10 protein-coding genes are annotated in these 13903 nt (G+C 51.4%); 4 read left to right on the forward strand and 6 right to left on the reverse strand.

Annotation, left to right across the window (positions count from 1 at the left end; genetic code table 11):
• Positions 1-35 precede the first annotated feature (35 nt).
• The 3 genes from uca to GZ59_RS11690 all read right to left on the reverse strand — a co-directional run bounded on the left by uca (position 36) and on the right by GZ59_RS11690 (position 6633).
• The gene (uca, locus tag GZ59_RS11680; protein WP_039291911.1) at positions 36-3650 is read right to left on the reverse strand and encodes an urea carboxylase; all 3615 of its coding nucleotides are present in this window, start codon (positions 3648-3650) and stop codon (positions 36-38) included.
• Positions 3643-5445, reverse strand: coding sequence for an allophanate hydrolase (gene atzF / locus GZ59_RS11685; RefSeq protein WP_039291912.1), 1803 nt, complete (start codon positions 5443-5445; stop codon positions 3643-3645). The genes uca and atzF overlap by 8 nt, the downstream gene beginning before the upstream one ends.
• Positions 5446-5625: 180 nt before the next feature.
• Positions 5626-6633, reverse strand: coding sequence for a Gfo/Idh/MocA family protein (locus GZ59_RS11690; protein ID WP_039291914.1), 1008 nt, complete (start codon positions 6631-6633; stop codon positions 5626-5628).
• Between the two features lie 147 nt (positions 6634-6780).
• Between GZ59_RS11690 and GZ59_RS23740 the strand changes: the two genes are divergently transcribed.
• From GZ59_RS23740 to GZ59_RS11705, 4 genes are all read left to right on the forward strand, one after another.
• The gene (locus GZ59_RS23740) at positions 6781-6957 is read left to right on the forward strand and encodes a hypothetical protein (protein WP_167332630.1); all 177 of its coding nucleotides are present in this window, start codon (positions 6781-6783) and stop codon (positions 6955-6957) included.
• Positions 6958-7622: 665 nt separating this feature from the next.
• Positions 7623-8441 carry an oligogalacturonate-specific porin KdgM family protein gene (locus GZ59_RS11695; RefSeq protein WP_039291917.1) on the forward strand — a complete coding sequence of 273 codons (819 nt, stop codon included), beginning with the start codon at positions 7623-7625 and terminating at the stop codon, positions 8439-8441.
• A 130-nt stretch (positions 8442-8571) separates the two neighbouring features.
• Positions 8572-9324 carry an oligogalacturonate-specific porin KdgM family protein gene (locus tag GZ59_RS11700; protein ID WP_039291920.1) on the forward strand — a complete coding sequence of 251 codons (753 nt, stop codon included), beginning with the start codon at positions 8572-8574 and terminating at the stop codon, positions 9322-9324.
• Between the two features lie 99 nt (positions 9325-9423).
• Positions 9424-11130, forward strand: coding sequence for a pectate lyase (locus tag GZ59_RS11705; protein ID WP_039291924.1), 1707 nt, complete (start codon positions 9424-9426; stop codon positions 11128-11130).
• A 168-nt stretch (positions 11131-11298) separates the two neighbouring features.
• Here GZ59_RS11705 and GZ59_RS11710 read toward each other — a convergent pair whose 3' ends face one another.
• The 3 genes from GZ59_RS11710 to GZ59_RS11720 form a co-directional block, all read right to left on the reverse strand.
• Positions 11299-12420 (reverse strand): ABC transporter substrate-binding protein, encoded by a 1122-nt coding sequence (locus GZ59_RS11710; RefSeq protein ID WP_039291927.1) that lies wholly within the window; start codon positions 12418-12420, stop codon positions 11299-11301.
• A 568-nt stretch (positions 12421-12988) separates the two neighbouring features.
• Complete coding sequence (locus tag GZ59_RS11715; RefSeq protein ID WP_235213958.1) at positions 12989-13456, reverse strand: nitrilase-related carbon-nitrogen hydrolase; 468 nt, start codon at positions 13454-13456, stop codon at positions 12989-12991.
• Positions 13457-13469: 13 nt separating this feature from the next.
• Positions 13470-13760 (reverse strand): hypothetical protein, encoded by a 291-nt coding sequence (locus tag GZ59_RS11720; protein ID WP_011093692.1) that lies wholly within the window; start codon positions 13758-13760, stop codon positions 13470-13472.
• Positions 13761-13903: the final 143 nt, after the last annotated feature.

The following is a 13903-nucleotide window of genomic DNA, read 5'->3' on the forward strand; positions in this document are numbered from 1 at the left end:
TATTACCTGTCGTCCGTTTTATGCCGACGCATACTTTATTCCAGCCATAGCAAGGCATCGCCAGGACTGACCGGACGCCCCGGCTGGCAACCGATGCGCTTCACTCGGCCAGACTGCGGCGCGTTAATCGTCAGTTCCATTTTCATCGCCTCGACAATGATCAGCGGCTGTCCGGCCTCAACCTCATCCCCCACATTCACCAGTACTTTCCAGATATTGCCGTTCATATCTGCACTGACCTGAAAAGCGTCGTCGTCGTTTTCTACGGGGGCGATTAAAACGTCCTCCTGCGGCGCGCTGTCATTTTCTTGCTGCCACAGCGCCACCTCGGTTTCAAATGCACAGGCCTGACGCTGGCGAAACGCGGCGATATCGTCGGCTTGTTCGGTCAGAAAACGCGTGTGTTCAGCGAAATCAAATTCGGTTTCTTCGATGTGGATCGCAGCGCGTCCTTCGCGAAAATCCTCACGCAGCGCCGTTAATTCGGCTTCGCTGACCGGATAAAACCGTACCTGATCGAAGAAGCGCAGCAACCACGGTTCGCCCGCGATGAATTGATCGTTTTTGAGGAACTTGTTCCAGATCGGCAGCGTGCGCCCCACCAGTTGATAGCCGCCGGGCGAATCCATGCCGTAAATGCACATGTACATGCCGCCGATACCGACCGTGCCTTCAGCAGTAAAGGTGCGCGCCGGATTGTATTTGGAGCTAAGCAGACGGTGGCGTGGATCGACTGGCACCGCACAGGGCGCGCCGAGATAAACGTCGCCCAGCCCCAAAATCAGGTAGCTGGCATCGAAAATGGTGTCGCGCACGTCATCGCGGCTCGGTAAACCGTTAATGCGCTGAATGAAATCGACATTATTCGGCAGCCAGGGCGCACTGGCGCGTACGGTTTCACGGTAGCGTTCAACTGCGCCGAGCGTAGCGCTGTCTTCAAACGCCATTGGCAAATGGACAATGCGCGACGGCACGGTCATCTGGCCGACGTCGCCAAGCTGGCTTTCCAGATGCAGCAACACATCCAGCAGCGCACGCTGGCGGAGAATCCGGCTGTCGTAGCGTACCTGTAGCGAACGTACGCCAGGCGATAGCTCTTCTATTCCCGCCGTCTCTGAAGCACGGATCGCGATCATCAGCAGATGAATACGTAGCCGCAGCGCCAGATCGAGCACGTTCTCGCCGTACTCGACCAAAACGTAGTTATCGCCTGCCTGACGATAGACGGCGGCTGGCGTGGTCGCCGTGGCTTGCACGGCAGCCAGCACCGTTGCGGAGCCATATTCCGTCGTCGCCAACGAGGGGACATCAAATGCAGGTACGTGGGCTACACCCAACGAGGAAACACAGTCAGCCTGCGCCTGTTCCAGCGCAACGGCTTCGTCCGCGCTGATGGGATGGAAACGAATGCGATCGCCCGGCTTAACCTGACCGACTTTCCACAGTTCCGCTTTGGCAATGGTGACCGGACAGACAAATCCGCCCAGACTTGGCCCATCTCGCGTGAGGATCACCGGGAAATCGCCGGTAAAATTCACCGCGCCGATGGCATATTCACAGTCGTGAACGTTGGAAGGATGTAAACCGGCCTCGCCGCCGTTAGCTCTTGTCCAGCTTGGCTTCGGCCCTACCAGACGCACGCCCAGTCGGTTCGAGTTGTAGTGCACCTGCCACTCCGCCGCGAAAAACTCGTCGATTGCCGCATGGGTAAAGAAATCCGGCGCACCATGCGGGCCATAGAGCACGCCAATACGCCATTCGTTGCCATACTGCGGAATCAGCGCGGCGTCCACGGTCTGTGGTTCACTCACTGGTGCCGGCGTAGAACAGGCAGGTAATTCGGGTTGAGAAATCGCCAGCATATCCGCCACGCGCAGCGTTCGTCCGGCGTGACCGCCAAATTCTCCGAGCGCGAACGTCGAGCGGCTGCCGAGATACTGCGGCACATCGATACCGTTACGCACCGCAAGATAGGTGCGACAGCCGGACTGCGCCCGCCCCAGCGTCAGCGTTTGCCCAGCGGTTACCGTAACGGGCTGCCAATAGGGCACAACCTCTCCATCCAGCGTCGCTGGGCAGTCAGCCCCCGTCAGCGCAATCACTGCCTTACTGTGGAAACGCAGCGTCGGCCCTTGCAGCGTAAATTCCAGCCCTGCCGCAGCGTCATCATTACCGACAATGCGGTTCGCCAGACGGAACGCGAAATCGTCCATCGGGCCGGACGGCGGCACGCCGATATCCCAATAGCCGAGGCGTCCGGGATAATCCTGCACGCTGCTCCAGGTGCCGGGTTGGATGACCTCAATCACTGACGCCGACGGCGTAAAGCTGTCGAGCATCCTCGTCCATACCGTTCCGCTACGGAATGCGTCGGTGGTGATAATCTGACGCAGATAATCCAGATTGGTGGCAATACCGTGCAAACGCGTGGCATTTAACGCCTGCTGCATCTTCTCCAGCGCCAACTCACGGGTTTCTGCGTGGACGATCAGCTTGGCGATCATCGGATCGTAATACGCCGACACCTCAGTACCCGTGCTCACCCAACCGTCAACCCGCACACCGTCGGGAAACGTCACTTCTGTCAGCACGCCGGGGCTGGGCTGGAAATTTTTCAGCGGATCTTCAGCATAAATGCGCACTTCAATCGCCGCGCCACGCGGTCGTTGTGCGAGCTGCGCCCAGTCAAGCGGTTCATCCGCCGCAACGCGCAGCATGCATTCGACCAAATCCAGCCCGGTGACACACTCCGTCACCGGATGTTCAACCTGCAAACGGGTATTCACTTCGAGGAAAAAGAACGCGTCACGCTCGGCGTCGTAGATAAATTCCACCGTTCCCGCGCTGCGGTAGCTGACCAGCTCACCGAGTTTTACTGCCGCAGCCAGCAATGCCGCCCGCGTGGTTTCTGGCAAATGCGGCGCAGGTGTTTCTTCCACCACTTTCTGGTTGCGCCGCTGCAATGAGCAATCACGTTCGCCCAGCGCCACCACGCGGCCTTTGCCATCGCCAAAAATCTGTACTTCTACATGGCGTGCCCGATCGATACAGCGTTCGAGAAACACGCCTGCATCGCTGAAAAACTGCTCGCCTAAGCGGCGCACGCTTTCCCACGCTGCGTGAAGTGCGGCGGCATCCGCACAGCGCGTCAGGCCAATTCCCCCGCCACCGGCGGTACTTTTCAGCATCACCGGATAGCCGATCTCGTCTGCTGCAACCAGCGCGTCCTCCAACGAGGCCAGCAGCGGCGTTCCCGGCATCATCGGCACACCCGCAGCCGCGGCCAGTTCACGGGCGCGGTGCTTCAGGCCAAATTCACCAATTTGCTGCGCGGTTGGCCCGACAAATGCGATACCCGCCTTTTCACACGCGGCGGCAAACGGCAGGCTTTCGGATAGAAAACCGTAGCCCGGCCAGATCGCTTCTGCTCCCATCTGCTGGGCAGCCGCCAATACCTTATCGATGCACAGATAGCTGTCGCTGGCCTTTTCCCCGCCAATCGATACGGCGATATCGGCATCTTTCACATGCTGCGCGTTTTTATCCGCGTCGGAATAAATCGCCACGCTGGTAATGCCTAGGTGCTTTAGCGTGCGTATCGCACGGCAGGCGATCTCACCACGGTTAGCAATCAATACGGTCTTAAACATGGGACGCCTCCTGACGAGCGAGCCAATGACGCCAGCCGCCGAACGCGGTGATATCCGTGGCATCGCTCAGCGCGGCCGGTTCGCAAATAAAGCCTTTAACCTGTCGCCCGTCGGCTAACGTCAGCGTGCCAATCCCCAGCGGTGCCGGAATCTCTGCGACAAATTCACCAAAACGCGCCAGCGGGATGTCCCACAGTTCGACGATGATCGCCACGCCGTCGGTGCTTTTCGCTAATCCGGGCTTGGCAGGTTGCGTATTCGCCAGTGCATACAGGCGATAGTTCTCCGCCGTGCGCGTCTCTTCTATCCATACCGCATCACGGTTGGTTAGTTGATGATTGAGCGGCATGCCCGTCAGATGCGCACCGACAACGGCGAGGCGGACGTGTGAAGTGGAAGGCGGTAATGTGGCCGGTCCAGCAGGCAGCGCTTTTCCTGTCGCGCCCAGCGTAAGCGCCAACTGTGCCTGCCAGCGCAGGCCAAAGCTCGCTAATGCACGGTCGTGCCACGCGGGCGCAATCAGCGTGATGCCAGCAGGCAAATCGTCAGCACGGAAAGGTGCAGGTAGCGCCAGTGCCGAAAGATCGGCCAGATTAGTAAAGTTGGTGTAGGTTCCCAACTGGGAGTTGTTACGCACTGGCTCCTGTTTCATCGCCTCACGCGTGTGGATAGTCGGCGAGGTCGGCACCACTAACGCATCGAACGAGGCCAGCGTCTGTTGAATCTGGCGCGACAGTTCGGCTCGCAGGTATTCGGCTTTGAAAGTATCCACCGCGCTAAAGCGCTCACCGCTCGCCACAATACCGTACACCACTGGGTCCATCAGTTCGGGCTGGCGCAGCATATCGCCAACCGCCACCGTGCGTTCCGCCACCCAAGGGCCTTGGTAAAGCTGTTCTGCCAACTGTGTGAATACACTAAAATCGATGGGATGCAGCGTCGCGCCCGTCGCTTCTAATTCGACCAGCGCGAGCTGCCATGCTGCCTGTGCGACGCTATCATCAAAAAAGGTCGGATCGCTGGGAATGGCAACGCGCGGTTTTTCCGGTAGCAAGGCTGGCGCACTGCCCGGATGGCTGCGCGAATAAGCATCTGCGGCATCATATCCGCCAGCCAGCTCCGCGACGGTAAACGCATCTTCGACGGTTAACGCAAACACGGAGATCGTGTCATTCAGGCGACAGGCTGGCACCACGCCGCTTGCCGATAGCCACCCTTTCGTCGGCTTGAGGCCGACGATATTGTTAAACCCAGCGGGAACACGCCCCGATCCGGCGGTGTCGGTGCCTAATGAAAATGCGACCAGCCCCCGCGCCAGCACCGACGCCGATCCTGAACTGGAACCGCCGCTGATATAGTCCGCATTGAAGGTATTTGGTACTTCACCAAACGGGGAACGCGTGCCCACCAAGCCAGTGGCAAACTGATCGAGGTTGGTTTTACCGACAACTACCGCGCCTGCCGCTTTTAATTTGGCGACGGCAGTCGCATCCTTGCTGGCCAGATAGGTGAATGCCGGACACGCTGCGCTCGTCGGCCAGCCTGCAACATCAATATTATCTTTGACAGCAAAGGGAACGCCGAACAGCGGTAGCGCGTCTGGATTTTCACGATACAGAGGCAACAGCGCCGCGATCTGCGCCTCAAGCAGCTCAGGTGTCGCCAGCACGATCCACGCTGGATCGTCCGCAGAGAAACTGGCGAGCAGCGCACTTAGCGTCTCGCCAACGCTATCGGCCTGCTGTTGATAATGCTGTTTCCATTCCTGAAGCGTGAGTCCCGTCATTCTTGGCATAGTGTGAATCCCATCTGGTATACAAGATTGAATTCACTAAAGCGAAAACTATGCCACTTTTCACCGCATTGATTTATATGGAATTAAATGAGTTCGTTTCATTATCATGCACAGAAAAGGAACAACCGTGCGCCATCGCGGAGCACGGTTGTTATAGGTTAATTCACGGAAAATGCCACGTCAGGCGATCTTATTCGCGGCCTGCTGCGCCAGAATCGACAGTTCTGTTGCCTTGAAGATATGAGGCTGCGACATCGCATTTTCGGTGCGCTCACGACAGTCACGTAGAAAATCGGGGAAAAAAGCGCGTTCAACGCTACCTGCGGGGGTGAAACGTTGTTCACCCTTGCCATTCACCAGATAAACGACGTTGCTTTCACCGCGCGTGAGATCGACATATTTCCTGATTTCGATATAGCCTTCCGTCCCCAGTATCGTCAGGCGACCGTCGCCCCAAACGCTCAACCCATCCGGCGTAAACCAGTCACAGCGGAAATAGCCCGTTGCCCCATTGTCGCCCAGTAGCATCGAATCGCCAAAATCCTCAAATTCGGGATGGTGCGGGTGGTGATAATTCGCCGTCTGGCTGGTCACCACGCGCGCATTGGTATTGCCAGTAAAATAGAGAAACTGCTCAATTTGATGGATGCCGATATCACAGAGAATTCCGCCGTACTGACGCTTTTGATAAAACCAGTCAGGCCGCGCGCCACGTTCACGATGTGGGCCAACACCCATCGTCTGAATTACTCGCCCGATCTCACCCCGCTGCACCAGTTCACCGGCAAACAACGCGCTATCCACATTGATGCGTTCATTAAAGTACACGGCAAACTTGCGACCCGTCTCCGCCACCCGACGTTGGACGGCATCCAGCTGTTCCAACGTGGTCAACGGCGGTTTGGCCGTGAAAAAATCCTTGCCCGCATCAAGCGTGCGCAGCGCCAGTTCGGCTCTGTCACAGGGAATCACCGCACAGGCGATGAGATCGGTAGAAGCATCGGTAATCAGCTGTTCCGCAGAAGCAGCAAAAGGGACGGACGGGAAAAGCGAGGTAAATTTTGCCCGATTATCCGAGTCAGATTCGAATACGCCAACCAACTCAGCACCTGCATCAATGAGTTGCTGACACATGTCATAAATGTGGTTGTGTGCTAATCCAATCGCTGCAAACCGAATCTTTTTCATCTTCACCTCTGCCGATCTCGCTATACCGAATCACTACAATAGAGTGGGAATGGGACTAGCTAAAGACAAAAGCCACGCAACGCGTTAGAATTTTCCCTGTTTTTTGACATACCTACATTTTCTGCAACGCAACCAAAAAAGATAACCATGAAAAGAAAACGTATTCTGATCCCCCTCCTCATTCTGTTCCTGTTTGTGCTCTATCTGAATCGCGATGCGTTGAATCCTTTTGCCCCAGACTGCAAAAACCTGCCGGCGAATCAACCGAAGCCAGAAGCGTGCAAAAAACCGGTGAAAGAAGTTGCACCCGGTTTTGAGATTTAAGCTGTCGAAATTTAATCTGTTCCAGCGCGGGATTAACCGCCTTGCAAATCTTCAGGGATATTTGATGGCTCTGGGTTATTTATTCATTTTATAGGAACGTCACTTCCAGAAAAATATTCCTGAGCTTGTGGCGGAAGTAATACAGACAACAGGTCAATTGTTGTTCGATTTCATATCATTATCATCATTAACGTTCAAGAGATACATCCCTCAACCTGACAACAACGATCCCCGTAAGACCTACGCTCCCCTCTTACAATAATCAGACTAAATTATTACAAATAATTTCAAGTGGTAACTAAATATGTGATCCACATAAATGAAACAACGCTTTCTTTTCACCATAATACCACACAGGCTAATTATCAAATTTACTGATTAATTAGAGTGACCCGTAAAAGGTAGGGATTATCGACACTCACTCATCAGCATAAGTCATTTCGCTGATTGAAATACTCATAACCTAAGTCGTATATAAGGGGTAACCGATGAATTGATAGATCTTGATTTACCAGGGAGAATGCCCTGTCTGACATTATTAATGGCGTCATCATCATAACTGGTGATTCTATTTTTACGCCCAAAAAATGACACCAACTGTCTGGTTTTAAAGATAGAGACTGCACTCGCCAAAAATATTATTTATTCAAAAAGAGAAAGACAGAATGAAAATAGACACACGTAACCTACTTATCGTTTGCGCTGGACTCGCCCCTTTTCTTGCCCAGGCAGAAACTGACGGCAAAACGACTTTCCAATATGAACATAACTGGAAGACGGAAGACCGCCGCCACTCAGATTCCATCAAGCTCATTCACAAGAAAACAAACGGCTGGTCGTACGAAGTCAAATTCAGTACGTCTGCGGGCGGGAACAGCAACTACGACGTCGCCTATGACGATATGCAAGGCGGCTCAGGTGGCATGGTGATTGGTAAGGACTTCAAACTAAGCAAAGCCGCAACCTTAACCCCTAGCTTCGAGTTCTCGATTGGGAATGCCTCCATGATGTATCAACCGGGGCTAAAATATAGCTACCGGATCAACAGCGACTGGTCCACTTATGGTCGCTATCGCTACGAATATAAAAAACCGACTCGTAGTTCACGTTATTCGACCATTTCCACGTCGGATAAATATGGTTACGCAGGGGAATCTTATTTATCAAAATCTGACACCGGACGCCACCGGTTGGATGCCGGGGCAACCTATTCTGGGTTGGATAATATTAATCTGACTTACGTCTTTAACTACTATATCGGTGATAACACCTCCAAATCGTATAAATACAGCAAAGGTGAATTCACAGAAAGAGAATACGCCGTTTATGACAACGGTAAAACGGATTATGAGCATCAGTTCAAAGTTCAATATAAGTTAAACAAACAGCTAACTCCTTATATTGAGTATGATGATATTAGCCAATCCAGCACATCATCAAGCCGTCAGGGGAAAATCAAAGTTGGTTTCAACTACGTTTTCTAAGAAATGCAGAACTTTATAAAATAAATATACCGTATTTCGTATCGCGTTGATGAAAAATAAACTCATGAATAAATTTTGTCTATCAGCGCACAGTTTTCATAATTAACGACCAATATTAATGGTGCCCATAATGAAAAAACGCTACCTTGTGGCCGGGATTCTCTTTGCCCAAATTTATGCTATTTCCGCGTCTGCCTCTGATACTAAACTCAGCTATGAACATAGTTGGGGAACGATGAATCGCTATCACGGTGATGAAATCGGCATGCGACATTTTATGGATAATGGCCTGTACGTTGGCGTTAAGCTGAATTTTTATAATAAGAATAAAGATCTGACGATCGATGATGTCGTCTCGAACTCTTATGCTTTTTATACCGGTTATGCCTACAGCTTAACGCCTGAATTAACACTGACACCCAATCTGGAAGCACGCTTCTACTCCGGCGGCACCAGCGGTGAAGGCACCGTAGGTGATATCGCCGATAGTCAAACGTCCGGTGCACGCTATACGCCGGGGTTAAAACTGACCTGGGCGGTGACGGATAAGACGGATCTTCATGCGCAATATCGCTATGACCTCAGAAAAATCACTCGTAGCAAGCGTACCAGCACGGATGATGACACCCACCGTCAACGTTATGAAGCAGGGGTTGCCTACAAAGGCTTCGATAACTTCACGCTGGCGTACACCGCTTACTACTATCACGCGGATTACGTGCTGCAAAACAACAAAAAACATGACTATCAACAGGATTTCGACGTGTCTTACACCATCAACGACAACTGGACGGCACACGTTGGCGTTGAAGACGTCGCTAGTGGGCGCGATGTGAAATCACGTGAAGGAAAAGGCAAAGTCGGCTTCACCTATACGTTCTAACGCCGACTTACTGCTACGCAATGTTTCTCGGGGATCCTGTTAATCAAGCGGGATCCCTTCATTACAGTTACAGATGAACACTCGTTACAGGGAAATAACATGAAAAGATTTGCGCTGTCGCTCCTTGCGGGTCTGGTCGCTTTACAGGCCAGCGCGGCTACACCGGACCGTCTCACCATCGTCAATCAGTATGTTGACAACGTGCTGGCGAAAGCCGGTGACCATTATCACGGTCAATCACCTACACCACTGCTTGCTGATGGCGTCGATCCGCGTACTGGCAAACAGATGGAGTGGATCTTCCCTGATGGTCGTCAGGCCGTATTATCCAACTTCTCCGCTCAGCAGAACCTGATGCGCGTGCTGGTTGGACTCAGCAACCTGAGCGGTAATGCCAGCTATAAGCAGCGTGCCGAAGCGATTGTGAAGTACCACTTTCAGCATTATCAAGATGAGAGCGGCCTGCTGATTTGGGGCGGTCATCGTTTCGTTGATTTAAAAACGCTGCAACCGGAAGGCCCGAGCGAAAAAGAGATGGTGCATGAGCTGAAAAATGCTTATCCCTACTACGATTTGATGTTCAGCGTTGATAAAGACGCAACCGCACGCTTTATTCGTGGTTTCTGGAATGCGCACGTTTATGACTGGAAGATTATGGAAACCAGTCGCCACGGTAAATACGGGCAAAAAATGGGCGCACTCTGGCAAAGCCCGTTCGAACAACAGCCGCCCTTCTTCGCCACCAAAGGCCTCAGCTTCCTGAATGCGGGTAACGACCTGATCTATTCCGCATCGCTGCTCTATAAATACAATAAGGAAGATGGCGCGCTGGTCTGGGCAAAACGTTTAGCGCAGCAGTATGTACTGCCACGGGATAAGGCTACCGGTCTTGGCGTGTACCAGTTTACGCAGGCGCTGAAACGCGATGAAACCACTGACGATGCGGATACACATTCCAAATACGGCGATCGCGCCCAGCGTCAGTTTGGCCCAGAGTTCGGCCCGACCGCGTTGGAAGGCAATATGATGCTGAAAGGACGTACCAGCACGATCTATTCTGAAAATGCGCTCATGCAGATCCAACTGGGCAAAGATTTAGGTGCGGAAGGTAAAGAGTTGCTGACGTGGACAACCGACGGCCTGAAAGCCTTTGCTAAATATGCCTACAACGCGTCCGACAACACGTTCCGCCCGATGCTCGCTAACGGCAAAGATCTTTCCAACTACGTTCTGCCGCGTGACGGTTACTACGGTAAAAAAGGCACCGTGCTCAAGCCTTATGCTGCGGATAATTCGTTCCTGCTTTCATATGCTCGCGCCTATACCGTTTCACCGGATGCCGAACTGTGGCGTGTTGCACGTGGTATCGCTGGCGCACAGGGGCTGGGTGAATTAGGTTCAGCGCCGGGTAAAGACGTCAAAGTCGATCTCGCCACCAAGAACAACGATCCTTATGCCCTGTTCGCGCTGCTGGATCTGTATCAGGCTAGCAAAGTGAAAGACTATTTGTCGCTGGCGGAAAAAGTGGGCGATAACATGATCAGCACACGTTATAAAAATGGCTTCTTCATGGCCGAGACCAACAGACAGTATGCCGATGTCGATACCATCGAGCCTTATGCCCTGCTAGCGCTCGAAGCTGCGGTACGCAATCAGCCACAGTCTGTTGCACCGTTCCTGAATGGTGCGGGCTTCACTGAAGGCGGCTACCGGATGGAAGATGGTTCAACGCGCGTGTCGACTCGCGATAATGAACTTTTTCTGCTGAACGTTGGTGAAACACTCAAACCCAACAACAAGAAATAAGCGTTAATCCTCAACAAGCCAATGGTGGTTCGCTGCCATTGGCAATCCCTTTTGCTTACCCTGCTCAACCGTTCACAAAACGATCCAGCCATTACACGATGCGCTATATAGTGTAATGCTGGCCACTATTGATGTGACCAGCATAAGTTGACGCAATAATCTCAGGCGTTAGTTAACCAGAGGGACTTCTGGGTGCACGCCAAGCCAGCCCGGCGTTGGTTCTCCTTTGGCTTCACCCACATACAGGCTCAACTGCGCGCGAAAACGCTCTACCGCACCGCGGTCGTACATGAAATCAGCAAAAGCCTGAGGACGCGTGTTGCGGTATTCCCAGATATGCTTGTAACCCACTGGTGGTTCAACATCGGTACGTACTGACCACATACGTGAAACCTGAGTCTGCGTTTGCGGATCCAGCACCCAGCTCAGATACAGCTTGGCGCTTTCTGGGTGTTTAGCCTGTTTAAAGATGGCTGCGCGTTGTGCCCAGGAGACAAACGGATCGGACTTAGGCAGAACAAAACGGGTTACAGCATCGGCTGCCGGAACGAGCGCACCGGAACTGCTAAAGGTCGCGCTGTATTTCCCTGTCGCGATCTCAGCACCGGGTACGTTGGTGCCGCGCACGTAGACGGGATCCTGCTCCTGCAATTTTTTAACAAAATCCCAGCCGTATTTATCTACAGCCAGTTTGTACCAGAACAACACCGCATCATCGTCGTTAGGATAGGCCAGAATCAAATTGCCCCTCAGATTGGGACGAAGGTAGTCATTGACTTCGCGCGGCCAGGATTTTTCATCCAGAAGCTGGGTGTTGACCAGATTACTGAATGCGATGACATAAGCGCCAGTCCAGGCACCATCCGCATCACGAAACTCTGGATAGATTTTGTCCCAGCCCCGTGCCTTGTAATTCAGCAGCACGCCTTCCTTTTTCCAGCGCGGAAAATTCTGCACCGTTTGCAGCTGCACCACATCAGGAATCAGGGTATCGGTCGCCAGTTGGTTATCGATACGGGCATCATGATATTTGCTGTAATCGACAATCACATTCAGTTTCATGCCAGGAAAACGTGTCTCAAATGCATTCTTGAAGCCAGTCTGCTGTGATTGCACGTCACCACCGGCATAGACGGTGACCGTACCACCTTCTCTCAACGCACTCTGATAGATTTGATCCAGCGAACGCGTCTCAATTTCGACGCCCGCCTGACTTTGTCCGACGCTGAGACCGGCCATCATGGCCAACATCAGCACTGTTTTCTTCAGGTACTTCCCAGTGTATTGCATTGTGATTTCCTTCACTTAATGAATAAAACCCGTGCCGACAAACAACAGATATCAGCCGCTGAAACGGCAACGGTGTGACCAGCGAATCGTGAGTACGCGACGCGCAGGATTGGATCGACGATGAAATCGTCAAAAACAAAGCCGGAATAGAAAACGGATGAACCTTCGTCATTATATCTTCCATCCAAAGGCCAACATCCATGCTTCTATTATGGAATTTAGCCGTAAGTTTACAGGATTAAATAAAAATACATACGAAGAAAAAACGAACGATATAGTTAAAAATATTGAATGGAATAAGAGAGGCGATATTCTATTCAGTGCGAACTAAACAGAGAGAGGGAGAAATCCAGAGGGAAAAGAATGGAAAAATTTAGCCTTTATAATGATTCCAGTTTAAATAATGTCATTTTGAAATCATGTAGGTGTGATAACATTAGGATTGAAATCACTTACCATTTCAGCCACTAAAATAAAACCCTGAAAATAACAATCACTCGATTAACGCTAAGAATCTATATACTCAGCAAGAAATAATACATAGTCGTGATTATCTATATAATGATTATCAGGATTGGAATAAAAGATCCTTCTCAATTATCGTTACCTTGTCTGTTTCAGTATCCAGAATAAGCAGAGCTTCGTGTGTCGCATCAGCTTGTATAAGAAGTTTTCCCTCACGATCCCAAATCGCCGACTGCCCTGCACAGATAAAATTATCAGCATGACCAACCGCATTCGCCATCAGGACAAACATCCCATGCTTCTTGGCGATTGCAGGATAATGCGCATGAGCCTGCATAACGCCATTAGGCGACTTTGCCACACTTGTAGCATAAAGATCGGCACCCAGGTTTGCGGCCTCAAGAGCATGAATTGGCTGCAAAGACTCATAACATATCGCAGGCACAATCAACTTACCTTCAATACTAACCGTCGTTTGTTGCATGCCTTGTTTAAAAAAAGGCATTTCATCAGGATGAAGTAACTGCTTTGAATAAAATAACGTCTCTTTTTCAGGTTGAAAAATAATCATCGTTATCTTTATTTCATCGCTGAATTTTACGGGATAACCAACCGAAATAGAAAGTTGCTATCGCAGTTGATAAATCAGCATTGTCTGAAAGCATTCCAGTTTCGATATGCTGGAAAAGCTCTAACTTATCTGATTCTCTTAAACAATCCAATTGGTTTACTAATGCCTTGCCCACCAATGAGAACAATAAAATAGTCGGGGGGTTATCTGGAAGCCAATACTTGACACTCTTATTTACTTCATTTTTTATGTACTCCGATTTCTGAGTGAAAATACTAAGGTATTCATTAATATATTTTCCCATTACTACTCACCTTTAAGGTAACTGGCTGGAAGCCGCCGAGTTTGACACAGATATCTCAGTCGTCATCACCGTTGAGCACTGCCAACTGCTGATACACATTGTGGCTGAGTGACAGATGCAAAAATCCCAGCTTTTTTAGGAGC

Source organism: Pectobacterium atrosepticum (assembly GCF_000740965.1).
Classification (GTDB): domain Bacteria; phylum Pseudomonadota; class Gammaproteobacteria; order Enterobacterales; family Enterobacteriaceae; genus Pectobacterium; species Pectobacterium atrosepticum.

Bases quoted from the DNA above. Each gene is read 5' to 3' on its own strand.
- GZ59_RS11710 (WP_039291927.1), bottom strand. From the start codon at position 12,420: ATGCAATACACTGGGAAGTACCTGAAGAAAACAGTGCTGATGTTGGCC.
- GZ59_RS11720 (WP_011093692.1), bottom strand. From the start codon at position 13,760: ATGGGAAAATATATTAATGAATACCTTAGTATTTTCACTCAGAAATCG.
- GZ59_RS11715 (WP_235213958.1), bottom strand. From the start codon at position 13,456: ATGATTATTTTTCAACCTGAAAAAGAGACGTTATTTTATTCAAAGCAG.
- GZ59_RS11695 (WP_039291917.1), top strand. From the start codon at position 7,623: ATGAAAATAGACACACGTAACCTACTTATCGTTTGCGCTGGACTCGCC.
- GZ59_RS11705 (WP_039291924.1), top strand. From the start codon at position 9,424: ATGAAAAGATTTGCGCTGTCGCTCCTTGCGGGTCTGGTCGCTTTACAG.
- uca (WP_039291911.1), bottom strand. From the start codon at position 3,650: ATGTTTAAGACCGTATTGATTGCTAACCGTGGTGAGATCGCCTGCCGT.
- GZ59_RS11700 (WP_039291920.1), top strand. From the start codon at position 8,572: ATGAAAAAACGCTACCTTGTGGCCGGGATTCTCTTTGCCCAAATTTAT.
- GZ59_RS23740 (WP_167332630.1), top strand. From the start codon at position 6,781: ATGAAAAGAAAACGTATTCTGATCCCCCTCCTCATTCTGTTCCTGTTT.
- atzF (WP_039291912.1), bottom strand. From the start codon at position 5,445: ATGCCAAGAATGACGGGACTCACGCTTCAGGAATGGAAACAGCATTAT.
- GZ59_RS11690 (WP_039291914.1), bottom strand. From the start codon at position 6,633: ATGAAAAAGATTCGGTTTGCAGCGATTGGATTAGCACACAACCACATT.